Source organism: Psychrobacillus sp. FSL W7-1493, from assembly GCF_038004905.1.
GTDB lineage: Bacteria > Bacillota > Bacilli > Bacillales_A > Planococcaceae > Psychrobacillus.
In genome coordinates, this window is the sequence record NZ_JBBOSB010000001.1 from 1652642 (window position 1) to 1679056 (window position 26415).

Genomic DNA, 26415 nt, shown 5'->3' on the forward strand with positions numbered 1-26415 from the left:
TATATTCATCCTTTCTTGTTTTATACGTTATAATAACTATTAAGGAAGTGAAGAAAAATGATCCAATCACAAAAAAGATGGAGAATATCTAGACCCAATGACGAATTAGTAAATTCTTTTGAAAAAGAGCTGACCATACCTCGCGTCTGTGCAAAAGTACTAGTTTCCAGAGGTTTTAATAGTGTAGAAGATGCTAAAAACTTTTTATATATAACGGAAGAACATATACATGACCCATTTCTCTTTGAAGGAATGGAGAAATTGGTAGCAAGAGTACATCAAGCAATAGACGCTGATGAAAAAATAATGATTTATGGCGATTACGATGCTGATGGAATAACAAGTACTACTGTCATGATAAAAACATTGGAGGCCCTTGGTGCCGATGTTATTTTTAAGATTCCAAACAGGTTTATAGACGGTTACGGACCAAGTGAGCGTTTATTCCAACAAGCTTATGATGAGGGTGTAAAACTTATCATTACAGTCGACAATGGGATATCAGGGATCCAGCAGATTCAGTTTGCAAAAGATTTAGGGATGGATGTCATTGTTACGGATCACCATGAACCAGGAGATGTGCTTCCAGCGGCAGATGTTATCATACATCCTGGTTTAAAAGATACAAGATATCCTTTTTCTCATTTAGCAGGCGTAGGAGTAGCTTTTAAAGTGGCTCATGCATTACTTGGTGAAATACCTAAAGACTTGTTTTATTTAGTAGCTATCGGTACAATTGCTGACCTTGTATCGGTTAAGGGAGAAAATCGATACTTCGTACAAGAAGGTATTAAGCAAATGAGAAAAACTACCAACATAGCGATAGAAGCTTTAGCAAATGTGAGTGGCGTAGAAATAAACACGATCAATGAAGAAACAATAGGTTTTATGTTCGGACCACGTATTAATGCTGTAGGTCGCCTTGGTGAAGCAGCCCCAGGGGTTGAGTTATTCATAACTGAAGATTCGAATCGAGCACTTGCACTTGCCAATATGCTGAATGATAAAAATAAGGAAAGACAAGCCATTGTTAAGCAAATCACAGATGAAGCGGTGGAACTCCTAGAGCAAAACCATACTATCGAGGGTCCAAGTGTCATCGTAGTTGGTAAGGAAGGGTGGAACCCTGGTGTTTTAGGAATAGTCGCTTCGAAATTAGTAGAGAAATATTATCGTCCTACAATTGTTCTTGGATTTGATCCGGATAAGCAAATTGCTAAAGGCTCTGCACGCAGTATCGAAGGCTTCCATATGTACAATGAACTAGCTAAGAATAGCGATATTGTTTCTCATTTTGGTGGTCACCCGATGGCGGCAGGTATGACGTTTCCACTTGAACATGTAGATGAGTTTAGAGAGAGGCTCAATGAGCAGGCAAGAGAATGCTTAACAGAGGAACAGTTAATACCTGTAGTATCCATAGACGTACCATTAGAAATGGATGAAATCTCTACCGAGTCCATAGAGTCTATTCAACGTCTTTCTCCATTTGGAATGGGGTTTGCTAAGCCAGTGTATTGTATAGAAAATATACAAGTAAATTCGGTAAAAAAGATTGGGTCTGCTCAAAATCATGTCAAAATGGAGCTAATGCAGGGAGCAGTCTTGTTAGATGCGGTTGGTTTTGGAAAAGGAGAGCTAGCTGATGAGATAGCACCAGCTACGAAGTTATCTTTTATAGGGGACTTGCAAATTAACGAGTGGAATGGTCGTAAGAAACCTCAGCTTATGATTCAGGATGCTAGAACAAATGAATGGCAGTTGTTTGATATACGTGGTGTGAGACAAGTAAATAGATGGTTACCAACCATTCCCGTTTCTCAGACTGTTTTTGTTTGTTTTAACAAAGAATCTATTTCCCATTTTGAATCCGTTGTTTCTGAAAATATATGGTCATGGGATAGCTTGATAAAAGAAAAAGTCAAAGCAAACTGTTTATGTCTCTTAGACTTGCCTGAAGATGAAGAGCAATTGATGAATTTATTACAATACCACGATTGGAAAAGAATCTATGCTCACTTTTTTGCATCGGAGTCGACTTACTTTGAGGGCTTACCTACGCGAGAACAGTTTAAATGGTACTATTCTTTCATCGCAAAAAGAAAAACATTTGCCTTAAAACAGCATATACAACAGCTATCTAAGCATACTGGATGGAGCCAAAATACAATTAATTTTATGTCAAAGGTGTTTTTTGAATTGAATTTTGTTAGAATAGAGGGTGGCACATTGGTGTTGAATGAAAATCTACCTAAAAGAGATTTATCGGAAGCACCAATCTATCAACAGCGTACAAAGCAAATTGATTTAGAGCAGAAGCTATTGTACGCACCATATAAAGAGCTGAAACAATGGTTTGAAGAGCGAAGAGCAGTACAAACCGTTCCTGAGGAGGAGCAAAAATGGATTTAAAGAAATATGTTACAATTGTAGAGGACTGGCCTAAACCAGGTATTCGTTTCAAGGATATTACAACAATTATGGATAATGGGGAAGCATATAAATATGCAACTGACCAAATTGTGGAATATGCCAAAGAAGTGGGTGTAGATATAATCGTTGGACCGGAAGCACGTGGATTTATCATTGGATGTCCAGTTGCTTATGCTTTAGGCATAGGTTTTGCACCAGTTCGCAAGGAAGGCAAGCTTCCTCGGGAAGTAATTCGTGCTGAGTACGGATTAGAATACGGGAAAGATGTTTTGACAATGCATAAAGATGCTGTAAAACCAGGGCAACGTGTACTAATTGTAGATGACTTGTTAGCTACAGGTGGTACAATTGAGGCTACTATCAAATTAGTAGAAGAACTTGGTGGTGTAGTAGTAGGTTGTGCATTCTTAATCGAATTGTCTTATTTAGATGGACGTGACAAGCTTAAGGACTATAACATCCGCACGTTGATGCAATACTAATATTCTTCTTTCTTTATTGACACAAATTGTGCATAATAAGAAAGTAATTGACTATACAAGATAAGGGTGGACTTTACAAGTCCCTCTTTTTTTTTATAAAATATAGCTTATATACTATTTTTGAAAAATAACGAAATCAGGTGAGTTAACATGGCAAAAGATCAGGTGAAGACAGCAGAAGATGTTTTTGAAACAGTTTCCACTTATATGAATAAAGAACATGTTGACTTCGTTAAGAAAGCATACGAATTGGCAGAGCATGCTCATAGAGAACAATTCCGTAATTCTGGGGAGCCATATATTCTACATCCCATACAAGTAGCAGGAATTCTTGCTGATCTTCAAATGGATCCCGAGACTGTTGCCGCTGGTTTTCTACATGATGTTGTAGAAGACACTGAATATACACGAGAAGATATTGTTCGTGAATTTAACGAAGAGGTTGCCCTGTTAGTAGAAGGGGTAACGAAATTAGGTAAAATTAAATATATGTCTAAAGAAGAACAGCAGGCTGAAAATCATCGGAAGATGTTTATAGCAATGGCACAGGATATTCGAATTATCTTGATTAAGCTTGCTGACCGTTTACATAATATGCGTACATTAAAGCATTTACCTGAGGAAAAACAACGACGTATATCTAACGAAACATTAGAGATTTTTGCACCTCTTGCCCACAGACTAGGGATTTCAGCAGTGAAATGGGAGCTAGAGGATACAGCATTGCGTTATTTAAATCCGCAGCAATATTATCGAATTGTTAATTTTATGAAGAAGAAGCGTACTGAGCGAGAGCTTTATTTAACGGATGTTATGGATGATATAAGAAATCAGCTAGATGAAATGGAAGTAGGAGCGGATATATCTGGGAGACCGAAGCATATTTACAGTATATATCGCAAAATGGTCGTTCAAAACAAGCAGTTCAATGAAATCTATGACTTATTAGCAATGCGAATCATTGTAAATAGTATTAAGGATTGCTACGCCGTTTTAGGGGTTATTCATACACTTTGGAAGCCAATGCCCGGACGATTTAAAGACTATATCGCTATGCCTAAGCAAAATATGTACCAATCCCTCCATACTACGGTAATCGGACCTAACGGAGAACCTTTAGAGGTTCAGATTCGTACTGAGGAAATGCATAATATTGCTGAATATGGGGTTGCAGCGCATTGGGCTTACAAAGAGGGCAAAAAGGTAGAGGCAGGCAAGCAAAACGTTGATTCCAAGCTTACTTGGTTTAGAGAAATCTTAGAATTTCAGCAGGAATCATCAAATGCTGAAGAATTTATGGAATCCCTCAAATTCGATTTGTTTTCTGATATGGTGTACGTATTCACTCCAAAGGGCGATGTAATTGAGCTTCCCGCTAGCTCTGTTCCAATAGATTTTGCGTATCGAGTCCACTCGGAGGTCGGTAACAAAACGATTGGTGCTAAAGTGAACGGAAAAATGGTACCGCTGGATACCAAGCTACAAACTGGAGATATTATTGAAGTTCTGACGTCTAAACAATCTTTTGGACCGAGTAGGGACTGGATAAAAATTGCTCAATCATCGCAGGCAAAAAATAAAATTAAGCAATTCTTTAAAAAACAGCTCAGAGAAGAAAATGTTATAAAAGGTAAAGAAGCTGTTGAAAAAGAAATAAAAGCTCAAGAGTTTGATATAAAGGAAGTTCTTACTTCTGAGAACATTAAAAGAGTATGCGAAAAATACGCTTTTGCCGGGGAAGAAGACTTATATGCAGCTGTCGGCTTTAGTGGAATAACTGCTCAACAGGTAGTAAACCGTTTAGCGGAAAAAATGCGCAAAATTCGTGACCAAGAAGAGGCGCTTGAAAAGATTAATACAGAAATGCAAACGCCTACGATTAAGAAAACAACAGAATCTGGCGTTGTAGTAAAAGGTATCGATAATCTGCTTATTCGTCTTTCCCGCTGCTGTAGTCCAGTGCCAGGAGATGCGATTGTTGGATTTATCACGAAAGGTAGAGGAGTTTCTGTTCATCGAGCGGACTGTCCGAATGTTCAAAATGACGATGCCCATTCTCGTATCATTGAAGTTGAGTGGGAGCAATCAGATAGCCCGTCGAAAAAGGAATATCAAGTAGATATCGAAGTATCTGCTTTTGATCGGACAGGCTTGCTAAACGAAGTACTCCAAGTAGTAAACGAATCTAAAACCAATATAGTTGCAGTTAGTGGCAAATCAGATAATGATATAGCTTCCATCCATCTGTCTATTTTAATCTCTAATATTGCACATCTGCACAAAGTTGTGGATCGAATTAAACAGCTATCAGATGTCTATTCTGTTCAGCGTATTATTAACTAATACAAACTATAAACTGAATTTAGTTAAAGGGAGTAAATTTAGATGAAAGTAGTTCTACAAAGATGTAAAAATGCAAAAGTAACAGTAGATGGCGAAATTACTGGTCAGATAGATCGTGGATATATGTTATTAGTAGGAATTACAACTACAGATACTGAAAAAGAAGTCGATTATTTAGTAGAGAAAATAGCGGGTCTACGGTTATTTGAGGATGAAGATGGTAAGATGAACCATTCCATTCAAGAAATGAATGGTTCCATTCTTTCTGTCTCTCAATTTACACTTTATGCAGATACTAAAAGAGGAAGACGTCCTAGTTTTATAGAGGCCGCTAGACCAGAACAAGCTAAGCCACTTTGGGAGCTGTTCAATAGCAAGTTACAGGCAAAGGAAATCCAAGTGGAAACAGGGGTTTTTGGAGCCATGATGGATGTCACTTTCACTAATGATGGCCCAGTAACTATCGTGCTTGAGGCTTAGTCTTAAAAACGAGACTGAAATAAATCCTACTTTATATTAAAAGTCCTGAAAATTTTACGAACAGTAAAATTTTCAGGACTTATTTTGTTTACTTCATGAATGTTAAAAGACAATTAGCTTTTTAATTATTTCAATTGACTATCAAAGTAGTCGATAATACCATTATATATTCCATGAGTTGCTTGTTCCCTAAATGCTCGTGTAGTCACATGCTGTTCTTCTGTTGGATTGCTCAAATATCCTAATTCTATGAGAATAGCAGGCTGCTTATTTTCTCGAAGTACTAAATAGTTACCTGGTTGAACACCACGATTTTTTAAGGAAATCATGTCACCGAGTCCTTTATGAACGTAGTTAGCAAGCTCTTTTTGATGGCTATTCATGTAGTACGTTGTATAGCCTCGTACGGAACTATTATTAATGGCATCGTAATGGAGACTTATGAAAGCATCGGCATTCACTTGATGCGCTATAGAAACTCTTTTACGTAAGTCTACATATTCATCCGATTGTCTGGTCATCCTAACATTAGCACCTGCAGCTTGCAGTTTAGAGGAGAGCAATTCAGCTGTTTTAAGCGTTATATCTTTTTCATCGGTCCCTAAAGCACCGGTTGTCCCACGATCATTTCCACCATGGCCGGCATCAATTACAATTGTTGCTCCTTTTAATGTCCCTTTTTTTCTTGTAACTTTTTCTTTCTTTTGCTCTTTCTCTGTTTCTTTTGAAGTTTCCGGAGTATTTGTTTCTTCTGAGGAGGATACTACCCAGTTAGCGATATACCCATTTTTTCCGTTTCCTAAATCGATTTTAAACCAGTCATTAATTGTCTCAATGACTTTAAATGATTCACCGGCCGCAGCTCTTTTCACTACTTCGCTGTTAGTATTACTCTCAGCGCGGATATTTGTTCCACTATATAGCACAGTAATGGACTCTGATGAAGTGGTCTTTGAACTAGATCCTACTGCATTTGTAAAACTACCATAAAAGCTGTAAAGCCATCCCTTTTTTCCTGTTTCAAGTTCTACTTGAACCCATTGGTGGTCCGTAGCAAGTACGTTAAATTGGTCTCCTTTGTTAACTTGACCTATTTTTTTTGAAGATAAGTCAGGTTTAGCACGTACATTTAAAGCATCCACAGAAATAACAAACTTTCTTTCTTTTATCGATGATGCCGGTGATGGGGTTTTTGTTGCCGTATGTTCAACTATAGTCACATATGTATTATTTACCCATCCCTTTTGTCCATTGTAATCAATTTCAACCCATTCATCTTCTGATTGATGTGCAACATACTTTTCTCCTTCATTTAATTTACCGATAACGGCTGAAGAAACTGAAGGAGCTGTACGAACGTTTAAATTATTTACTTTGGAGACAATTTGCTTATTGTCTAATCCTTCCGTTTCAATAGTTGCATACCAGCTAGCAACCCAACCAGTAGTATTTTTGTATTTAACTTTTAACCAATCATTTTCTTTTCCAACTACTGTGAGTTTATCATTTTTATGTACTGAACCAATTGTGTCATATGTTAATCCCGGACCACTACGCACCTTTAAAGATGATACACTTACTACAGCCTCTTGTTCTTGAGCTTGAACCTGTATATTAACAAAATGTATGAAGAGCGAAAATACTAGTAATAATGTTACCAATTTGTGGACTATTTTGTTATTCATTGGATCACCTCTCTCTTTATTGTAAATAGTCTAACAAAAAATTACTACCATTTATTTAAAAAGGTTGACTTATTTCATTTACGTTATTATGATAAAGTATAATTAAAAATTTAAACAAACCATTGACCGAAAAAGTAACTGTTTATAAGGAATGACAAGAGAGGGAAAGACGTGGCTGCAATCTTTCCTACAGACCCCTACAGTGAACAACATTCGAGAGGTTTTTTGTCGAAAGAGTATTCTTTAGTAGGCAAAAACGGATCTGGCCGTTATCCAGCGTTGAGAGGGTTAATTATATTAACCAACTAGGGTGGAACCGCGGAAGCTTAAAAGCTCTCGTCCCTTGCTATATGCAAGGGATGAGGGCTTTTTTTATTTGTATTTGAAGGGAGTCCAACATAATGGATATTAAATTACCAAGAGGAACACAAGATATTTTGCCATCTGAAACAGCAAAGTGGCAGATAGTAGAAGATTTAATAAGAGACGAGTGTCGTATGTTTCACTACAAAGAGATTAGAACACCTGTCTTTGAGCATACTGAACTATTTACTAGAGGAGTAGGAGATACAACTGATATCGTCCAAAAAGAAATGTACACGTTTCAGGACAGAGGAAATCGATCACTTACGTTAAGACCTGAAGGAACAGCATCAGTTGTACGATCATTTGTAGAACATAAGATGTTCGGATATCCTGATCAGCCAGTAAAGCTATATTACATGGGACCTATGTTCCGCTATGAGCGTCAACAAGCTGGTAGGTATCGTCAATTTGTTCAATTTGGTATGGAGGCAATCGGTAGTGCTGACCCAGCAATCGATGCTGAAGTAATATCTCTAGCTATGTCGATCTATAAAAAAGCTGGTTTAAAAAGCTTGAAACTAGTGATTAACTCACTAGGGGATACAGAAAGCCGAATCGCTCACAGAGAAGCTTTAGTGAACCATTTTGAACCGCATATCGAGGAATTTTGCTCTGATTGCCAAAATAGATTGCAAAAAAATCCACTGCGAATTTTAGACTGTAAGGTAGATCGTAACAATCCTTTGATGGCAAAAGCACCATCTTTAACAGATTTTTTAAATGAAGAATCTGCAGCATATTTTGAAAAAGTAAAACAATACTTAACCACGTTAAATATTGAGTTCGAGGTAGATCCTAATTTAGTACGAGGACTAGACTATTATAATCACACTGCATTTGAAATTATGAGTACTGCTGAGGGATTTGGTGCAATCACTACGCTAGCTGGTGGAGGAAGATATAACGGCTTAGTAGCGGAGCTAGGTGGGCCAGATTCTCCGGGTATCGGTTATGCGATGAGTATTGAAAGACTTCTACTGGCGATGGAGGCAGAAAAAATTGCGTTTCCAGACCATACTTCACTAGATGTTTACCTAGTGGCTATGGGTGAGGAAGCTAAGAAAAAAGTGACGGAGCTTACCTTTGAGCTGCGTCAAAACAAAATTTCTGCTGATATGGACTATTTAGACCGTAAAGTAAAGGCTCAGATGAAATCAGCGGACCGATTAAAAGCAAAAGCAGTGATTGTAATCGGTGAAGATGAACTCGAAAAACAAAGTGTTATGTTGAAAGATTTAACTACCGGGACTCAACAGCTAGTACCATTTACATCCTTAATAGATGAAGTTAAAAAATTAACGGAGGCAAAATAATCATGAACAGAACGCATACAAGTGGACAACTAAACGAACAACATATAGGTGAATCGGTTCAACTAATCGGTTGGGTTCAAAAACGAAGAGATTTGGGCGGACTAATTTTCGTTGATGTGAGAGACCGTACTGGTATTGTGCAAGTTGTATTTAATCCAGAAATTTCAGAAACTGCTCTACAGGTGGCAAATACGTTACGAAACGAATTTATCATTGAAATTAAAGGGAATGTCGTTGCACGTGCAGAAAATCAAATAAACCGCAACATCCCTTCTGGTGCAATTGAGGTTCAAGCAAATGAAATTTCCGTTATCAACGAGGCAAAAAATCCTCCTTTTTCAATTGAAAATCAAACAGACGCAGGGGAAGATGTCCGTTTAAAATATCGTTATCTAGATTTAAGAAGACCAGTGATGTATGACACGTTTAAAATGCGTTCAGATATTACAAAAACAGTTAGACGTTTCTTAGACGATGAAGGATTCCTTGAAGTAGAGACACCAATCTTAACAAAATCTACGCCAGAGGGAGCTCGAGATTACCTAGTACCAAGTCGTGTACATGGAGGAGAGTTTTACGCTTTACCTCAGTCTCCACAATTGTTTAAACAGTTGCTGATGGTTGGAGGATTTGAAAAGTACTATCAAATTGCTCGCTGTTTCCGTGACGAAGATTTACGTGCTGATCGTCAACCAGAATTTACACAAATTGATATGGAAATGAGCTTCCTGTCCATGGATGAAATTCTTGAGATGAATGAGCGCATGATGCAAAAGATCATGAAGGATGTTAAAGAAGTAGATGTTAGCATTCCATTCCCACGAATGGATTATGACGAAGCAATGGCAAGATTCGGATCAGATAAACCAGATGTTCGTTTTGGTTTAGAGTTAACAGATCTTTCAGAGCAAGTGAAGGATAGCTCCTTTAAAGTATTTGCATCTGCAGTAGAAGCTGGCGGCCAGGTTAAAGCTATTAACGTCAAAGGAGCAGCAGATAACTATTCACGTAAAGATATTGATGCCCTTGGAGAATATGCATCTCGTTATGGTGCAAAAGGTCTTGCATGGCTTAAAGTTGACGAGGAAGGCATTAAAGGGCCTATTGCAAAATTCTTTGAAGGTGAAGCGGCAAGTACGCTTATTCAAACTCTAGTTGCTGAAGCAGGAGATTTATTGCTATTTGTAGCTGACAAGAAATCAGTAGTTGCAGATGCACTTGGAGCGTTACGTTTGAAGCTTGGTAAAGATTTAAAGCTAATCGATGAAAGTCGTTATGCTTTCCTATGGGTCGTGAACTGGCCACTATTCGAGTATGATGAAAAAGAAGGACGTTATTACGCAGCCCACCATCCATTTACACGTCCTGCTGACGAAGACCTGCCGTTAATGGAAACTGATCCAAGCCAAGTAAAAGCACAAGCTTATGACCTTGTTTTAAATGGCTATGAGCTAGGTGGCGGATCTCTTCGTATTTATTCAAGAGAAGTACAGGAAAAAATGTTTGAGATTCTTGGATTCTCTGACGAAGAGGCAAAAGCTCAGTTTGGATTCTTAATGGAGGCGTTTGAATATGGTACACCTCCTCACGGTGGAGTAGCATTCGGATTAGACCGTTTAGTTATGCTTCTATCCGGAAGAACAAATCTTCGTGATACAATTGCTTTCCCTAAGACAGCAAGTGCTAGCTGCTTACTGACACAAGCACCAAGTCCAGTAGCAGAAGCACAGCTTGATGAACTACAGTTAAGCTTAAATAAAAAAGAACAATAAATAGTTACCACCTTTTAAGCATGAAATTTATGCTTAAAAGGTGTTTTTTTATTTGTGAGTTTAAATATAGGGGATGGAAGGAAGTTCCTCTTAAAACAGCGGGAATCGCACCTAAAAGTAGAGGAAATGACACCTAAATCACAATGAGGCGCCGCACGTAAGAGGGAGGGAAGTGCAACATAAAGAAGAGAAAGTGATACCTAATAAGTGAAGACACAATTAAAAGTAGAGAAAGTAATACCTAAAACACTCTTCCAAATACTAAAACTAAATAAAAATTGGAAGATAACAAAATCTAACTAAAATAATTTAAGATGAGGTCACATATACTTTTAAGAGATTATACATAATTGGGAGGATGATTGGAGTTATTGAAAAGGCATTACTCTTTATAATTTTATTAAGACTTGCATCTGGTAGCATAGAAATTACTGCAGCCATGTTTATGCTAAAGTTTAATGACTTAGAAAAAGCATTCTATATTAATTCAATGCTTGCACTAGTAGGGCCTTGCATTTTGATCGTTACGACAGGTATAGGTTTAATGGGATTAGCGGATAAAATATCTATGACTCGAATCGTATGCCTATTCGCAGGTATTTTATTAATACTCTTTAGTGTAAATTCAAAATGAGTTTATCAAATTATAAGCTAAAAAAACTAGCACATGTTTCCTTCTCAATAGTGAGAATGGAAGTTGGTGCTAATTTTTTTGAGGATTTATTAAATAACCGATAACTTGAAGGCATTATCGGTTTTATTTTTATATTTAACAATATTTTAAGCGGGCTTTTCATCTTTTTTTTCGATTTCACTAACTTTAACCAGCTTAAAGACAAGAAACGTGAGTATAATTCCTAGAACACCACAGCCTATATAAAAAGGATTGATATAGTTTTTCATGACTAATGATAGGATAGGTGGTCCTGCTGCTACTCCTAAAAAACGAGCAGAGCTGTAAAAGGAAGAAATGGTTCCTCGTTCTTCTTTTTTTATGTTTTCAGTAATAATCGCATCTAAAACAGGAAGGATGGCACCAATTGCGATTCCAAGAATGCTGGAAACGGCGATTAACAAAAAGATGCTGTCTTTTACAAATCCTATAAATACAACACTTGCCGAAGCAACGATGAGTGTAATAATCATTAGACGTTTAATCGTTTTTAATTGTCCCTTGATCTTTCTGCCAGTAATAAAGGATGCAATACATAAGAATAATAAAGGAATGGCTAATACAAACCCTTTTTTAATTCCTTTAATATCATGAATTTTCTCCAATATTTCTGATAGATAAAATAGAACCCCGAAAAGAACGAACATCGCAAATATTCCATTTAAAAATACCGAGGTTAACCACTTACCTTCAGCTTTAAATGTTTCCTTGACCTTGTTTAAGAATTCCTTAAGTTTATCTGGTTCTTCGTTATCTCCTTTAGGAACTTTAACGAAAAATAATATGAGTATGAAGGCGATGGCGCTAAAAATAGAGATAGAGAAAAATGGGAAGAACCATAATACAGCAGCTATAGCTGAACCTAGGATAGGGCTTAAAACTTTACCAAAAGTATTGGATGTCTCAATCAGACCTAAGGTGGAGCTTGTCTTCTCGGGGTCATCTTTAAACAAATCACCTACTAGAGGCAAGACAATCGGCATAGCACCGGCAGCACCCATACCTTGCAAAACCCTACCAATAATGATCATCATGTAAGGACTGTCCATTTTCCAGGAGGCCATTCCAGCTATAAGACCACCGATCAATGCTAAAAGTAAGCAAGGCAATATAATTTTCTTTCTCCCAAATCGATCAGATAAATAGCCAGCGACTGGAATAAGAATGATGGCAGCAATTGAGTAGCTAGTTATAATCATACTTGATTGAAAAGAACTAATATCTACCTTTTTCTCCAGTATTGGAAGCACGGGAATAAGCATGGAGTTCCCCAGTGTCATCACTAATGGAATCGAAGCTATACTAATAATAGTCATCTTGCTTACGATAAGATTTTCATCTTTCTTCCCCAACCTACACACCTCAATTTTTATAGAATAAAGGTATGTTCTCCTATAGGGATTTTTTTATGCATATGTTTATAAGAATTGACTTCTTGTTTAAAATAAAGAATAGTAAGCCTGAATTCCGAAGTATATACCAAAACCTATCATGGAAATAGAAGAGATGATGGATACAGTTTTTAAAAGAGGCGTAGATAGTAATTTTCTAGACCCACTAGAAATAGTAGCCATCGTCAGATCGACAAGTGTAATTCCTAATAAGATAGTAATACTATACAAAATAACCTCAATCCCTGATAAAGATCCACTTGCTCCTCCAACAAGTATGGAACCATAAATTCCAAGCCAAAATAAAATAGTCAAAGGATTCAATAGAGCCATAAGTAACCCAGATAGAAAGGAATGTCTTAACCTTACGACCTTTCGATATTTTGCATCCATAGAAATATTATTTACCGTTAACAAGTTTTCAATCCCTGTGTACATGAGGACAAAAAATCCAAAAGACCAAAGAAACGTTTTCATCATTGGATTGTCAATAAATTGTCCGACACCAAAGTACACCATTAACATGTAGAGAATGTCAGTTGCAATTGCTCCTAAACCAAAAAACCAAGCATGAAAAAACCCATTTTTTATGCCAGTGTTCAGCAAGGTTGCCTTTACAGGGCCGATTGGTGCAGCCAACGATATACCTAATATAAAATAAGTGGTTAGTGAATTCACATAGAGCCCTCCGTTTAAAGTCTTGTCTATGTATATTATTCATAGACAAGGATATCTAGGACTAGTTTTATAGAGTATTTTTATCGACGTTTGTAAGTGTGAAAGAAGGGTAAGGATATGGAAGAAAGGTGTTATATATGATATATCTACTAACCTTCATGATTCTGAATAGTCAAATAATATCATGGTATATTCATTGAAGTTTTAAAAGGGATATGCTATTATACAAGTAATACGAATCCTGATGTGTTCGCGAAACGCCAATCAGTTTTGACCGAACAATTATATCGTCGGGAGTCTGACTTTTATTGTTGATGACATGCCCTCTAGTTAGGGACTTCAAAGACAGTAAAGAGGACACCCACCTGCTCTGTGCGGGTTCAAAACGATAAGCACTATTAGTCGGCACGATTGGGATTCGTCTATTTAAAAAAGTCCCCTGTATTTTCAGGGGACTTTTTTAGTGGAATGAATAATAACTTTCAGAGACAGTTGCTCGTACAAAAACAATCATATTCGCAAAAACTTTTAAGCAAATTTAGTAATATAAAAATAAACTGCAAATTAGAATTCCTTTAATCCAATTTAGCATTTCCTAACGCTATAAAATTAGTGAATTTAGTAAATAGGTTATCTGTGTACCATAGTACACTCCATCGTTTATAATAAATTTTCAAGGGTAAAATATTAATAGAATAGCACTTGACTGGAACTAATGTGATAATATTTGAGTAGTGAAAAGATAAAACCAACTAATCTTATATAAATGGAGTGTTTTTTATGTTACATCAATTTTCTAGAAATGAACTTGCTATAGGAAGAGAAGGAGTAGAGCTGTTAAAGAATACAACAGTAGCTATTTTGGGTGTAGGAGGCGTTGGATCATTTGCTGCGGAAGCATGCGCCCGAAGTGGTGTGGGTAGAATTATTTTAGTAGATAAGGACAATGTGGATATAACAAATATAAATCGTCAATTAGTAGCTTACATGTCTACTGTAGGACGATCAAAATCTGAGGTAATGAAAGAAAGAATCGCAGACATTAATCCAGATTGTGAAGTAATTGATATGCATATGTTCTATACCGAAGAAACGTATGAACAATTTTTTGATATGAAAATTGATTATGTTATAGATGCATCGGATACAATAATATATAAAATTCATTTGATGAAAGAATGTTTAAAGCGTGGTATTAAAATAATTTCTAGTATGGGAGCTGCCAACAAAACAGATCCAACGAGATTTAAAATTGTTGATATTTCTAAGACACATACCGATCCACTTGCAAAAGTAATACGTACAAAGTTACGTAAGGAAGATCGTATTACAAAAGGAATTCCCGTTGTATTTTCAGATGAAAGTCCTATTGTAGTGAGAGAAGATGTAGTAGAAACAGTTGGAAAGCCAGATGCTGCTATCCGTAAAGCTAAGATGCCACCTTCCTCTAATGCATTTGTGCCGTCTGTGGTAGGTTTAATTTGTGCTAGTTGGGTAATAAATGACATTACAAAAAATATTACAATTAATAGAGTGCAGTAAATAGGTTGCAGTTTTTTTTACATCACTTATACTAAAACTAATCACATTTCAAACGAGGTGGAATCTAAAATGACTGAAACAAAAAATCAGGAAGAGCCAAAGAAAAAAATGACTCTTCAAGAAGCTGTTAAACAAAAGCTAGAAGAAAAGAAAAACCAAGCTGGTGGCGGTAACTTAAAAGGGGCTGGTCCAGCAGCTAATCAAAAAATGAAAAGTCAACAAACTAAAAAGGTAAGCAATACACGCAGAAAAATGGGTGTATAATCCTTATAATCATGCTTAAAAGATGAGACAAAACAAAACGCTACCGATGTTTTCGGTAGCGTTTTAAATTTTTATGACTCGTGTTCTCTTTTTACTTTATTTTTCCTTCTTAAAGTTCTCTAAACGATTATAAATAGCTGCCAATCGCTTTTCTTCGCCAGCATCTATCGGATCATAAAATCTTGTACCGACTAAATTATCTGGAAGATAGGTTTGTTTCACCCAACCACCGAACGTTCCTATTTTATGATCGTGAGGATATACATAGCCACCATGCCCAAGTTCCTTCGCACCAGCGTAATGAGTATCTTTTAAATGACTTGGAATATCCCCGGTTTTACCCGCATGGATACTGCTGATCGCCTTGTCGAGTGCTACATACGCAGAGTTGGATTTCTCGGATAAGCACATTAGAACTACTGCATTTGCCAGTGGAATACGTGCTTCCGGAAGCCCTAGTCTTTCTGCTGATTGAATTGCGGCTAATACTTGTGGTCCTACTGCAGGATTGGCAAGTCCAATATCCTCATAGCTCATCACCAAAAGTCTTCTACTGACAGCTACCAAATCCCCATTTTCTAAAAGGTGTGCAAGATAATATAAAGCTGCGTCCGTATCACTACCTCTCACTGATTTTTGAAGGGCTGATAATAAGTTATAAAAGTGAGAGCCCTTTTTATCTCCAAATACACCTACTCGATCAATAAGGCTATCCAGCGTAGAATCTTCTACTACGGTAATACCATCTTCTTCAAAGCTTGCAAAAATAGTTGATTCTAATAGAGTCAAAGCTTTACGAGCATCACCATTCGAGGCATCTGCAATCTTTAATAGTTGTTCTTCTGTAATTTTTATAGGGGTTTTACCGAGACCTTTAACGCTATCCTCTAAAGCTCTTTTTAGAAGAACGTCTACATCCTCCGTAGTAAGCCGCTTCAACTGTTTAATCTCTCCACAACGGGAGCGGATCGCTGGATTGACGTCATGGAAAGGATTTTCCGTTGTAGCACCGATCAGAATGATAGAACCATTTTCAACGTGTGGCAAAAGAGTATCTTGCTGTAGTTTGTTGAATCGGTGAATTTCGTCTAAGAATAATATAATCTTTCCACTGATTCTTGCGTCTGCAACAACATCCTCCACGTCTTTCTTACCAGCTTTAGTTGCATTTAAGGCTACAAAAGGGAGCTTGGTTGTTCCAGCTATGGCAAAAGCCAAAGAGGTTTTGCCTACACCTGGATCTCCGTACAGGAGCATGGAGGGAACATGTCCATTGATAATCATTTTATATAGAGCTGTATTTTTACCAATTACATGTTGCTGTCCTGCAATTTCATCTATTGTTTGTGGTCTCATTCGATAGGCTAACGGTTCATTTTGCAAAACGAATCTCTCCTTTTTCTATGTATTTATCAAGATTATTTTTATTTGTGGCTCAGGCTAAGCCTAAGCGGTGATAAAACTGCGCGAACGGTGATAAACCCTGCTGAACGGTGATAAATCCCTCCGAACGGTGATAAAACAAAGTATTGTAATTGACTTTAGAATATATTTGGCTATTTCAGTAAATTAAAAGCTTCAGCTAGTTGCATTTTTATTATTTTAACTTAGACATTTAAGAAACAAATGATTTTTTGTACTTTAAAACGTACATTTGTTCCTTTATTATATAGAAGATGGGACTAAAAGTCATTTTGAAGTCGTTAGCCCTATGAGTTATGCTATACTAGGGAAAGAATTTTTTATACCCTGATGAATATAACATTAAACGCAAAAATTATACTTAAGAATGATCAAATAAGTAATTTGTTAAATTAAAATGAGGTGAAAATGTTGAAATTTTCAACAAAGGGTCGGTATGGACTTACCATCATGGTAGCTTTAGGGAAACAGTATGGGGAAGGTCCACATGCTTTACGACAAATTGCTACGGAGCACTCCTTATCTGAAGCTTACTTAGAACAAATTGTATCACCCCTACGTAATGCTGGCTTAGTAAAAAGCGTTAGAGGAGCATATGGTGGTTATATGCTGTCTAAAGCGCCAAACGAGATAACTGCTGGCGACGTTATTCGTGTATTAGAGGGTCCAATTCAAATTGTAGAAGGTATAGATGAGGAAGCAGCAGCACAGCGCGAGCTTTGGTTAAGAATTCGTGATGCAGTTAAAAATGTGCTTGATACGACAACGATTGAAGATTTGTCCAAATACACAGAAGAAAACCCTGATTTGGAAGGGTACATGTTTTATATATAAGGAGTTAAGAGTTCACTATGAATAGAATATATTTAGATCATGCTGCAACAACACCTATGGCAGAGCAAGTTGTCCATACTTTAGTAGAAGAGATAAATAATGTTTATGGCAATGCATCAAGTATCCATCAAACAGGAAGAATTGCTCGAAAAAAATTAGATGATGCTCGAAGAATATTAGCTCAATCTATTGGAGCACAAGAAATTGAAATAACTATAACAAGTGGTGGGACAGAAGCAGACAACTACGCATTATTCGGCACTGCCTATGCCCGTAAAGCTTTAGGTAAACATATTATTACGACACAGATTGAGCATCATGCAATCTTGCATGCATGTCAGCAGCTTGAAAAAGAAGGCTTTGAAATAACCTACTTACCGGTTGATCGAACAGGTTTAATCAGTATAGATGACTTGAAAAAAGCTTTAAGACAAGATACTATTTTAGTTTCCATTATGTTTGCCAATAACGAGGTAGGAACGATTCAACCTATAAAAGAAATTGGCAGCATATTAAAGGATCATCAAGCATATTTCCATACAGATGCAGTACAAGCATACGGAAGTGTTTCAATTGATGTAAAAGAGACCTATATCGATTTGCTCAGTGTCTCCAGCCATAAAATTAACGGACCAAAAGGGATCGGTTTTCTATATCAAAATAAGGATATTTACCTTAAACCATTATTGTATGGTGGTCAGCAGGAGCGCAAAAAACGTGCAGGTACAGAAAATGTTCCGGCAATTGTTGCCTTTGCAAAAGCAGTGGAAATTAAGCAGCAAAACATTGAAAAAAGCAACGAGCATTATCGAACGTTAAGAGATACATTTGTTGAGCAATTACAAACAAATGGAGTAGAGTTTAAAATAAATGGATCACTAGAAAATTTACTACCTCATGTAGTAAATGTAAGTATCCCCAAAACAGATGTTGAGACTTTTCTCGTACAGTTAGATTTAGCTGGGATTGATGCGTCAAGTGGTTCTGCTTGTACCGCTGGCTCCATTGACCCTTCGCACGTCCTAGTAGCGATGTATGGTGAAAAAACACCTGAGCTGAGAAATTCAGTGCGATTCAGTTTTGGATTAAACAATACAAAAGAAGAAGCAATAGAAGCGGCCAATAAAATAAGTAAAATTATTCTTGGATAACTGAAAAGAGTGAGTTAAATGATGAAGAAAAAAGAAGATACAAGAGTAGTAGTAGGTATGTCTGGAGGAGTTGATTCCTCCGTAGCGGCCTATCTGCTAAAAGAGCAAGGTTACGATGTAATCGGTATATTTATGAAAAACTGGGATGACACCGATGAAAATGGTGTATGTACAGCAACAGAGGATTACGAAGATGTTATAAAGGTTTGTAATCAAATTGGTATCCCTTATTATGCTGTAAACTTTGAAAAACAGTATTGGGATAAAGTATTTTCTTACTTTTTAGAAGAATATAAGGCGGGAAGAACGCCAAACCCTGATGTGATGTGTAACAAGGAAATTAAATTTAAAGCATTTTTAGAGTATGCATTGGCACTTGGAGCTGATTATCTTGCAACAGGACATTATGCACAAGTAGAAGTTAAAGAAGGCCAAACGAGAATGCTGCGTGGTAAGGACAACAACAAAGACCAAACCTATTTCTTAAATCAACTTAACCAAGAGCAATTAGAGAAGGTCATGTTTCCAATCGGTCATTTAGAGAAGAAAAAAGTCCGTGAGATAGCATTAGAACAAGGTTTAGCAACTGCAACTAAGAAAGACTCTACTGGTATTTGCTTTATAGGTGAAAGAAACTTTAAAGAATTTTTAAGTCAGTACTTACCAGCTAAGCAAGGTACTATGGAAACAATGGACGGTCAAGTAATGGGTAAACATGATGGCTTAATGTATTACACAATTGGTCAACGCCATGGTTTAGGTATTGGTGGAGCTGGAGACCCTTGGTTTGTTATCGGAAAAGACCTAGCAAGAAATGTTTTATTAGTCGGTCAGAATATTAATAATGACGCCTTGTTCTCTACGAGTCTTACAGCTACTGACTTATCATTTACAACTACGCTAGACAAACCATCTTCCTTTACATGTACGGCTAAATTCCGCTATCGTCAGGAAGATGTCGGAGTTCACGTAGAGCTACTGTCTGAAAATCGTGTTCGTGTAGTATTTGATCAGCCAGTTCGTGCGATCACTCCAGGACAAGCAGTTGTTTTCTATCAAGGAGATGAGTGTCTTGGTGGAGCGACGATAGACGAGGTTTTTAAAGATGGACTTAAATTGGATTACGTTGGTTAATGGAGGTATTGGATTTGAATTACAATGAACTAGGGATACAAGCAATACAAGAAGAAAATTATGAAAAAGCAGCAGAATTGTTTAACAAAGCAATTGAAGAAAATCCAGAAGAATCAATTGGTTTTATAAACTTTGGAAACCTACTAGCTTCTATGAATGAAAATGAACGTGCTGAACGCTTTTTTCAAAAGGCAATCACATTAGACGAAGCTGCGACAGCCTTTTATAGCCTAGCTAATTTGTATTATAATACGGAGCGTTTTGAAGAAGCTGCGAAGCTTTATGAAAAAGCAATTGCAAAAGGTATTGAAGGTCCAGATGCTTATTTCATGCTAGGAAAAAGCTTTCAAAAGGTTGATCAAACGAAGCTTGCACTTCCATATCTTCAAAGAGCTTACGAATTAGACGAGACACAAGATATTCAGATTAAACTAACATATGGTATCGCTCTGGCAAGCCTTGAAATGTTCGATATAGCAGAACCAATTTTTAAAGAAATACTAGAGCTAGACCCAGAAAACGCAGATGCCCATTACAACATGGGAGTTTTATATGCAGTGTCTACATCTGACACAGAAAGCGCTCTTAAACATCTAAAAGCAGCTTTTACAATACAACCAAACTATGATCAAGCTAGATATGTATACGATATGATTTCACTACGCAATTAGGAAGTTAGGAGACGATTGAAATGACAAATGAAATAAATAACGAAAAACAATTTATATCAGGTCGACCAATCGTCTCTATCTTTCATAATCCGCAAAATCTTTTCTCCATTATTAAACTAAAGATAAAATCCACTAATACTACATACACAGATAAAGAAATAATTGTTACAGGTTATTTCCCCCAGTTAGTTTTAGAAGAAGCGTATAAATTTACAGGTGTTATAAAAAATCATCCAAAGTATGGTATACAGTTTCAAGTCGAAACGTTCCAAAAGGAGGTCCCGGCAACAGAGACAGGGATTGTTCATTATCTATCTAGTGATATGTTTCCTGGGATAGGTAGGAAGACCGCGGAGCTAATTGTTAAGAAACTAGGAGAAAATGCGATTAATCGAATTTTAGATGATCCAGCGTCTCTAGATATTATTCCAAAGCTAGGTGAAGATAAGAAACAAACTATTAGAGCCACATTAGAACAAAATTTAGGACTAGAAAAGGTTATGATTCAGCTAAATGAGTGGGGTTTTGGTCCCCAAGTTGCAATGAAAATCTATCAGGCCTATAGAGAAGAAACAATTGCTAAGTTAACGGAAAACCCATATCGTTTAATAGAAGATGTTGAGGGGGTTGGTTTTGTACGTGCTGACGAGTTAGGTTACAAGCTCGGGATAAAAGGAAACCATCCAGACCGTATAAAAGCAGCGATATACCATTTACTTCAAACTTCTTCGCTTAGTGAGGGCCATGTCTTTCAATATGCTGAGCAGCTCTTAGAAGACGTTAAAAGAATGCTTGAAAATGCACAAAGAGAGGAAATCTCTTATGAGTCAATAACACAATGTTGTATAGAGCTAGCTGAGGAAAGCAGGATTGTTGGAGAGGTAAATAAATTTTATATTCCATCTCTCTATTTTTCAGAGGTTGGCATCAGCTCCAAGGTAGAAACTTTACTAATGGATAAAGATATTCACCAATTTCCTTTAAAAGAAATTAAGAAGCATTTAGGTCCTTTAGAGAAACGTCTTGGTGTTAAATATGCCAATACACAAATCAAGGCTATTGAAACAGCTCTTAATTCGAATATTACGTTATTAACGGGTGGACCTGGTACGGGAAAAACAACCGTTGTACGAGGGATTGTAGAACTATACTCTGAATTGCACGGGCTGTCCTTAGATCCCAAGGAATGGGCAAAGGAGCAAAAGCCTTTTCCAATTGTTCTTGCTGCACCTACTGGTAGAGCAGCTAAGCGCTTAAGTGAATCTACAGAGCTGCCTGCAATGACCATTCATAGATTACTTGGTTTTAATGGCCAAGAGGACACCGATACAGAAGGTAAAGAAATTGAAGGAAGACTAGTTATTATTGATGAGACCTCTATGCTAGATACTTGGCTAGGTCATCAGCTTTTAAAAGCTATCCCTAAGGATGCTCAGGTTATTTTTGTTGGTGACCAAGACCAGCTCCCACCTGTTGGTCCAGGTCAGGTATTAAAGGACTTACTGGCATCTAAAAGAATTCCAACAGTCGAACTGGTGGATATTTATCGACAATCAGAGGGATCCTCCATTATAGAATTAGCACATGAAATGAAACAAGGAAGTGTACCTGCTACACTTACCGCTAAAACAAAAGATCGATCCTTTATCAAGGCAACTACTGAACAAATCCCTAAAGTAGTAGAACAAGTGTTAAAGGCGGCATTGTCTAAAGGTCAATCCATTCGAGAGATCCAAGTGCTAGCTCCTATGTATAGAGGGCCTGCTGGAATAGATGCGTTAAATAAAATGATTCAAGAGATGGTCAATCCGAATACCGATGGAACACGTAAGGAAATGACCTTTGGAGATACAATTTATCGAATAGGCGATAAAGTACTCCAGCTAGTAAATCAACCGGAAAGTAACGTTTTTAATGGTGATATGGGGGAAGTTGTTGCTATTTTTAGAGCCAATGAAACGGTTGAGAAGAAAGAGATGCTTGTTGTCTCTTTTGATGGCAATGAAGTTACGTATGAAAAGAATGACTTAAATCAAATTACTCTAGCGTATTGTTGCTCCGTTCATAAATCACAGGGGAGTGAGTTCCAAACAGTCATTATGCCTGTTACTAGAAGCTATATGAAAATGCTTAGACGTAACTTGCTTTACACTGGAATTACTCGCGCTAAAAATTTCTTAATTCTTTGTGGAGATCCAGAGGTATTTAAATTTGGCGTTGAACGAACAGATGACTTGCAGCGTTTAACTACATTGAAAGAACGTTTATCAGATGAAGAAAAAGAAGAAATAGAGACAAAATCTACATCATCTGTATCTGCAGAAAAAGGTCGTACTGAAGAGACATTGTCTGTTGAGGCTGATGAAGTGGACTCAACATATTTGTCAGCAGATAATTATCATTTAATCGATCCTCTTATAGGCATGAAGGGGATTACCCCATATGAGTTCTTAGATACAGATTGACATAGTACAAATTGTTAATTATAATCAAAATTGCATATAAAAACATGATGACGGAGAAAGTACTGTTGTTACCTGAAGAGAGAAGGGTTCCTTTGGCTGAAAGAATCCCCAGCGTATAACAATTAGGAAAGCTACTCCTGAGTGCAGCTAATACCTGCCGTAAATCTGCGTTAAGGATTCTTAAGAGACATAATAGGTTGTATTCTATTATGTAACTAGGGTGGTACCGCGAAATAATAGCTTTCGTCCCTTTTTGGGATGAAGGCTTTTTTTATTTTATTTTGCATAGCGTCAAATCTTTTGTTAAAGAGGAATAATTTTATTAGGAGGAAAGAAAAAATGAAACATTTAACTGGTGCACAAATTAGACAAATGTATTTAGACTTTTTTATAGAAAAAGGTCACTCACAGGAACCATCGGCGCCACTTGTACCGATTAATGACGCTTCACTTCTTTGGATCAATAGTGGAGTTGCTACGTTAAAAAAATATTTTGATGGACGTGTAATTCCAGAAAATCCAAGAATCACAAATGCACAAAAATCTATTCGTACAAATGATATTGAAAATGTAGGAAAGACAGCTAGACATCATACGTTCTTTGAAATGCTAGGTAACTTCTCAATCGGTGAATATTTTAAAAAAGAGGCAATTCATTGGGCTTGGGAGTTTTTGACTGATGAAAAGTGGATGGGCTTTGAACCTGAAAAGCTATCTATTACTATTCATCCAGAAGATGAAGAGGCATATGTTATTTGGAAGGATGAAATTGGTATTCCAGAAGAGCGTATTATTCGTTTAGAAGGAAACTTCTGGGATATTGGAGAAGGACCGAGTGGACCTAACTCAGAAATTTTCTATGACCGTGGTGAAACCTATGGTAATGATGTAAATGATCCAGAACTTTATCCAGGTGGAGAAAATGATCGATATTTAGAAATCTGGAACTTAGTTTTCTCTGAGTTTAACCATAATCCAGATCACACATATACACCATTACCAAAGCAAAACATCGATACTGGAATGGGCTTGGAGCGTATGGCTAGTGTTGTACAAAATGTTCCAACTAACTTTGATACAGACCTCTTCATGCCAATTATCGAGCAAACTGAAACAATTGCTGGTAAGAAGTATCGCCAAAACAAGGAAAATGACGTAGCTTTCAAAGTAATTGCTGACCATATTCGTACCGTTGCTTTTGCTATTGGAGATGGTGCTTTACCTTCCAATGAAGGACGTGGCTACGTACTGAGAAGACTTCTTCGTAGAGCTGTCCGTTTTGCAAAACAACTAGGTATCGATCAGCCATTTTTATTTGAGCTTGTACCTGTAGTAGGGGAAATCATGAAGGATTTCTATCCAGAAGTTACAGAGAAAAAAGACTTCATCATGCGTGTTATTAAAACAGAGGAAGAAAGATTCCATGAAACACTACATGACGGGCTTAGCATTTTAGAAAAAGTAATTGAGGAGCAGCGTTCAAAAGGTGAATCATTTATACCTGGAACAACTACTTTTACACTTTATGACACATACGGTTTCCCGATTGAGTTAACAGAGGAATATGCAGAAGAAGCAAATATGACAGTTGATCATGAGGGCTTTAAAGCTGAAATGGAAGCTCAACGTTCTAGAGCACGTGCTGCTCGTCAGAATGTAGATTCTATGCAGGTGCAATCTGCTGTTTTTAGTAACTTACAAGATGAAAGTGAGTTTGTTGGCTACGATACGTTAAGTGTCACTACAAAGGTTACCTCTATTGTACTTGGGCAAGAATTAGTTAATTCTGCACAAGAAGGCGATGAAGTGAAAATTATTTTAACCCAGACACCTTTCTATGCGGAAAGTGGGGGTCAAATAGCAGATCATGGAACAATTGAAAATGATAATTTCCGTGGTTTTGTAAAGGATGTTCAAAAAGCTCCAAATGGTCAAAATCTACACACTGTTATTATTGAGTCTGGAGAAATGACGGCTGGGGCTGACATAGTAGCTACAGTAGATCAAACATTAAGAGGGCATACTATAAAGAATCACTCAGCAACACATATCCTACATCAAGCTTTAAAAGACGTTCTAGGAACACATGTAAACCAAGCTGGCTCATATGTTGGACCAGATCGTTTACGCTTTGACTTTTCTCATTTTGGGCAAGTAACGAAAGAAGAGTTAGAAACAATCGAGCGTATAGTTAATGAAAAGGTGTGGGATAATATCCCGGTAGTAACTGGATATCACAATATTGAAGAGGCAAAAAATATGGGTGCCATGGCTCTTTTCGGAGAAAAATATGGAGATATTGTGAGAGTAGTTCAAATGGGAGCTTATTCATTAGAGCTTTGCGGTGGAGTGCATGTGAAAAACACCTCTGAGATAGGTTACTTTAAAATCCTTTCTGAAGGCGGTATCGGTGCAGGAACACGTCGTATCGAAGCAGTTACTGGAAAAGGTGCGTTTGAGGTTATTAAAGAGGAAGAAATGCTTCTTACGGAAGCTGCTTCACTAGTAAAAGCTCAACCAAAGGATTTAGTTATGAAGGTTTCTCAATTGTTAAGTGAATTGAAAAACATTCAAAGAGAAAATGAATCCTTATCTGCTAAAATCGCTAATAGTCAGGCATCTTCCGTTTTATCATCAGCTCAAACTATTAATGACATTACTGTGCTCTCTGTTAAAGTAGATGCTAAGGATAATAATCAGCTAAGACAAATGATGGATGATTTAAAACAAAAAATGGATAATGCTGTCATAGTTTTAGGTGCAGTAGATGAGGAAAAAGTAATGATTTCTGCTGGAGTGACTAAGGATTTAGTAGGTGGGAACTACCATGCTGGAAATATTGTCAAACTAGTCGCTGAACAATGTGGAGGTAAAGGTGGGGGTCGTCCGGACTTTGCCATGGCTGGGGCTAAAGACGCAAGTAAGCTGGAGCTTGCACTTAACTCCGTTTACGAATATATCAAATCAGTTTAAACTATTTCAAAAATAGGGTATACTTAACAAATAACTAAGCAAACATTATTACCAATTTGAAAGCGAGGTGCTGATCATGAGTTCATTTGATAAAACAATGAAATTCAATTTCCCAGAGGAATCGATGGAACAAGAAGTCAAACATGTGATGCTTCAGGTTCACTCTGCATTAGAGGAAAAAGGGTATAACTCTATAAATCAAATTGTTGGCTATTTACTTTCTGGTGATCCAGCTTATATTCCTCGCCATCAAGATGCTCGAAATATGATCCGTAAATTAGAACGAGATGAAATTTTAGAGGAGCTAGTTAAGTTCTATATTAAAAAGAATAATGAGGCGTAA

Annotated in this window: 20 protein-coding genes, 1 other RNA gene and 2 other annotated features; of the genes, 17 read left to right on the plus strand and 4 right to left on the minus strand. The window is 37.1% G+C overall.

The window, feature by feature from the left end; all coding sequences use genetic code 11:
* Positions 1-57: 57 nt before the first annotated feature.
* From recJ to dtd, 4 genes are all read left to right on the plus strand, one after another.
* The gene (gene recJ / locus MKX96_RS08345) at positions 58-2412 is read left to right on the plus strand and encodes a single-stranded-DNA-specific exonuclease RecJ (protein ID WP_340883178.1); all 2355 of its coding nucleotides are present in this window, start codon (positions 58-60) and stop codon (positions 2410-2412) included.
* Positions 2403-2915 (plus strand): adenine phosphoribosyltransferase, encoded by a 513-nt coding sequence (locus MKX96_RS08350; protein ID WP_340883179.1) that lies wholly within the window; start codon positions 2403-2405, stop codon positions 2913-2915. Before recJ ends, MKX96_RS08350 begins: the two co-directional genes overlap by 10 nt.
* A 150-nt stretch (positions 2916-3065) precedes the next feature.
* A complete protein-coding gene (locus MKX96_RS08355) occupies positions 3066-5258 on the plus strand; it encodes a RelA/SpoT family protein (RefSeq protein WP_169358008.1) in 2193 nt (730 codons plus the stop codon).
* 42 nt (positions 5259-5300) lie between these two features.
* Positions 5301-5738: a D-aminoacyl-tRNA deacylase gene (gene dtd, locus MKX96_RS08360; RefSeq protein ID WP_340883180.1), complete on the plus strand. Its 438-nt coding sequence runs from the start codon at positions 5301-5303 to the stop codon at positions 5736-5738.
* Positions 5739-5863: 125 nt separating this feature from the next.
* Here the strand turns inward: dtd and MKX96_RS08365 are convergent, their stop codons facing one another.
* Positions 5864-7423, minus strand: a complete 1560-nt coding sequence (locus MKX96_RS08365) for an SH3 domain-containing protein (RefSeq protein WP_340883181.1) — start codon at positions 7421-7423, stop codon at positions 5864-5866.
* A 113-nt stretch (positions 7424-7536) separates the two neighbouring features.
* Positions 7537-7770 (plus strand) — a binding site (T-box leader).
* Between the two features lie 54 nt (positions 7771-7824).
* Between MKX96_RS08365 and hisS the strand changes: the two genes are divergently transcribed.
* From hisS to MKX96_RS08380, 3 genes are all read left to right on the plus strand, one after another.
* Positions 7825-9102: a histidine--tRNA ligase gene (hisS, locus tag MKX96_RS08370; protein WP_340883182.1), complete on the plus strand. Its 1278-nt coding sequence runs from the start codon at positions 7825-7827 to the stop codon at positions 9100-9102.
* Positions 9102-10874 carry an aspartate--tRNA ligase gene (gene aspS / locus MKX96_RS08375; RefSeq protein WP_340885924.1) on the plus strand — a complete coding sequence of 591 codons (1773 nt, stop codon included), beginning with the start codon at positions 9102-9104 and terminating at the stop codon, positions 10872-10874. Before hisS ends, aspS begins: the two co-directional genes overlap by 1 nt.
* A gap of 358 nt (positions 10875-11232) precedes the next feature.
* On the plus strand, positions 11233-11508 hold the full coding sequence (locus MKX96_RS08380; protein ID WP_340883183.1) for a YqhV family protein: 276 nt from the start codon (positions 11233-11235) through the stop codon (positions 11506-11508).
* 146 nt (positions 11509-11654) lie between these two features.
* Here MKX96_RS08380 and MKX96_RS08385 read toward each other — a convergent pair whose 3' ends face one another.
* Positions 11655-12863: an MFS transporter gene (locus tag MKX96_RS08385; RefSeq protein ID WP_340885926.1), complete on the minus strand. Its 1209-nt coding sequence runs from the start codon at positions 12861-12863 to the stop codon at positions 11655-11657.
* Positions 12864-12986: 123 nt separating this feature from the next.
* Positions 12987-13616 (minus strand): LysE family transporter, encoded by a 630-nt coding sequence (locus MKX96_RS08390; RefSeq protein WP_340883184.1) that lies wholly within the window; start codon positions 13614-13616, stop codon positions 12987-12989.
* 235 nt (positions 13617-13851) lie between these two features.
* On the opposite strand from MKX96_RS08390, the gene ssrS reads away from it, so the two are divergent.
* The 3 genes from ssrS to MKX96_RS08405 all read left to right on the plus strand — a co-directional run bounded on the left by ssrS (position 13852) and on the right by MKX96_RS08405 (position 15422).
* A non-coding RNA gene (gene ssrS, locus MKX96_RS08395) (6S RNA) lies at positions 13852-14038 on the plus strand.
* Between the two features lie 358 nt (positions 14039-14396).
* A complete protein-coding gene (locus MKX96_RS08400; RefSeq protein WP_298470366.1) occupies positions 14397-15158 on the plus strand; it encodes a tRNA threonylcarbamoyladenosine dehydratase in 762 nt (253 codons plus the stop codon).
* Between the two features lie 69 nt (positions 15159-15227).
* Positions 15228-15422: a hypothetical protein gene (locus MKX96_RS08405; RefSeq protein WP_340883185.1), complete on the plus strand. Its 195-nt coding sequence runs from the start codon at positions 15228-15230 to the stop codon at positions 15420-15422.
* 96 nt (positions 15423-15518) lie between these two features.
* On the opposite strand, the gene MKX96_RS08410 is transcribed toward MKX96_RS08405, so the two are convergent.
* On the minus strand, positions 15519-16805 hold the full coding sequence (locus tag MKX96_RS08410) for a replication-associated recombination protein A (RefSeq protein WP_169358017.1): 1287 nt from the start codon (positions 16803-16805) through the stop codon (positions 15519-15521).
* A 450-nt stretch (positions 16806-17255) separates the two neighbouring features.
* Between MKX96_RS08410 and cymR the strand changes: the two genes are divergently transcribed.
* From cymR to MKX96_RS08445, 7 genes are all read left to right on the plus strand, one after another.
* A complete protein-coding gene (gene cymR, locus MKX96_RS08415; protein WP_340885928.1) occupies positions 17256-17678 on the plus strand; it encodes a cysteine metabolism transcriptional regulator CymR in 423 nt (140 codons plus the stop codon).
* Between the two features lie 17 nt (positions 17679-17695).
* Positions 17696-18829 carry a cysteine desulfurase family protein gene (locus tag MKX96_RS08420; RefSeq protein WP_340883186.1) on the plus strand — a complete coding sequence of 378 codons (1134 nt, stop codon included), beginning with the start codon at positions 17696-17698 and terminating at the stop codon, positions 18827-18829.
* A gap of 18 nt (positions 18830-18847) precedes the next feature.
* The gene (mnmA, locus tag MKX96_RS08425; RefSeq protein ID WP_298470374.1) at positions 18848-19963 is read left to right on the plus strand and encodes a tRNA 2-thiouridine(34) synthase MnmA; all 1116 of its coding nucleotides are present in this window, start codon (positions 18848-18850) and stop codon (positions 19961-19963) included.
* Positions 19964-19977: 14 nt separating this feature from the next.
* Entirely contained in the window at positions 19978-20634 is a 657-nt protein-coding gene (locus MKX96_RS08430; RefSeq protein WP_340883187.1) for a tetratricopeptide repeat protein, read from the plus strand.
* 20 nt (positions 20635-20654) lie between these two features.
* On the plus strand, positions 20655-23099 hold the full coding sequence (gene recD2 / locus MKX96_RS08435) for an SF1B family DNA helicase RecD2 (protein ID WP_340883188.1): 2445 nt from the start codon (positions 20655-20657) through the stop codon (positions 23097-23099).
* 38 nt (positions 23100-23137) lie between these two features.
* Positions 23138-23353 (plus strand) — a binding site (T-box leader).
* Positions 23354-23438: 85 nt separating this feature from the next.
* Positions 23439-26072, plus strand: a complete 2634-nt coding sequence (alaS, locus tag MKX96_RS08440) for an alanine--tRNA ligase (RefSeq protein WP_340883189.1) — start codon at positions 23439-23441, stop codon at positions 26070-26072.
* Positions 26073-26148: 76 nt separating this feature from the next.
* On the plus strand, positions 26149-26415 hold the full coding sequence (locus tag MKX96_RS08445; protein WP_053588802.1) for an IreB family regulatory phosphoprotein: 267 nt from the start codon (positions 26149-26151) through the stop codon (positions 26413-26415).

What these genes read in the sequence shown, in the direction of transcription:
- MKX96_RS08420 (WP_340883186.1), top strand. Translation starts at nt 17,696, where the DNA reads ATGAATAGAATATATTTAGATCATGCTGCAACAACACCTATGGCAGAG.
- MKX96_RS08365 (WP_340883181.1), bottom strand. Translation starts at nt 7,423, where the DNA reads ATGAATAACAAAATAGTCCACAAATTGGTAACATTATTACTAGTATTT.
- MKX96_RS08380 (WP_340883183.1), top strand. Translation starts at nt 11,233, where the DNA reads ATGATTGGAGTTATTGAAAAGGCATTACTCTTTATAATTTTATTAAGA.
- MKX96_RS08350 (WP_340883179.1), top strand. Translation starts at nt 2,403, where the DNA reads ATGGATTTAAAGAAATATGTTACAATTGTAGAGGACTGGCCTAAACCA.
- hisS (WP_340883182.1), top strand. Translation starts at nt 7,825, where the DNA reads ATGGATATTAAATTACCAAGAGGAACACAAGATATTTTGCCATCTGAA.
- recD2 (WP_340883188.1), top strand. Translation starts at nt 20,655, where the DNA reads ATGACAAATGAAATAAATAACGAAAAACAATTTATATCAGGTCGACCA.
- mnmA (WP_298470374.1), top strand. Translation starts at nt 18,848, where the DNA reads ATGATGAAGAAAAAAGAAGATACAAGAGTAGTAGTAGGTATGTCTGGA.
- MKX96_RS08355 (WP_169358008.1), top strand. Translation starts at nt 3,066, where the DNA reads ATGGCAAAAGATCAGGTGAAGACAGCAGAAGATGTTTTTGAAACAGTT.
- MKX96_RS08385 (WP_340885926.1), bottom strand. Translation starts at nt 12,863, where the DNA reads ATGACTATTATTAGTATAGCTTCGATTCCATTAGTGATGACACTGGGG.
- recJ (WP_340883178.1), top strand. Translation starts at nt 58, where the DNA reads ATGATCCAATCACAAAAAAGATGGAGAATATCTAGACCCAATGACGAA.
- MKX96_RS08405 (WP_340883185.1), top strand. Translation starts at nt 15,228, where the DNA reads ATGACTGAAACAAAAAATCAGGAAGAGCCAAAGAAAAAAATGACTCTT.
- MKX96_RS08445 (WP_053588802.1), top strand. Translation starts at nt 26,149, where the DNA reads ATGAGTTCATTTGATAAAACAATGAAATTCAATTTCCCAGAGGAATCG.
- MKX96_RS08400 (WP_298470366.1), top strand. Translation starts at nt 14,397, where the DNA reads ATGTTACATCAATTTTCTAGAAATGAACTTGCTATAGGAAGAGAAGGA.
- dtd (WP_340883180.1), top strand. Translation starts at nt 5,301, where the DNA reads ATGAAAGTAGTTCTACAAAGATGTAAAAATGCAAAAGTAACAGTAGAT.
- alaS (WP_340883189.1), top strand. Translation starts at nt 23,439, where the DNA reads ATGAAACATTTAACTGGTGCACAAATTAGACAAATGTATTTAGACTTT.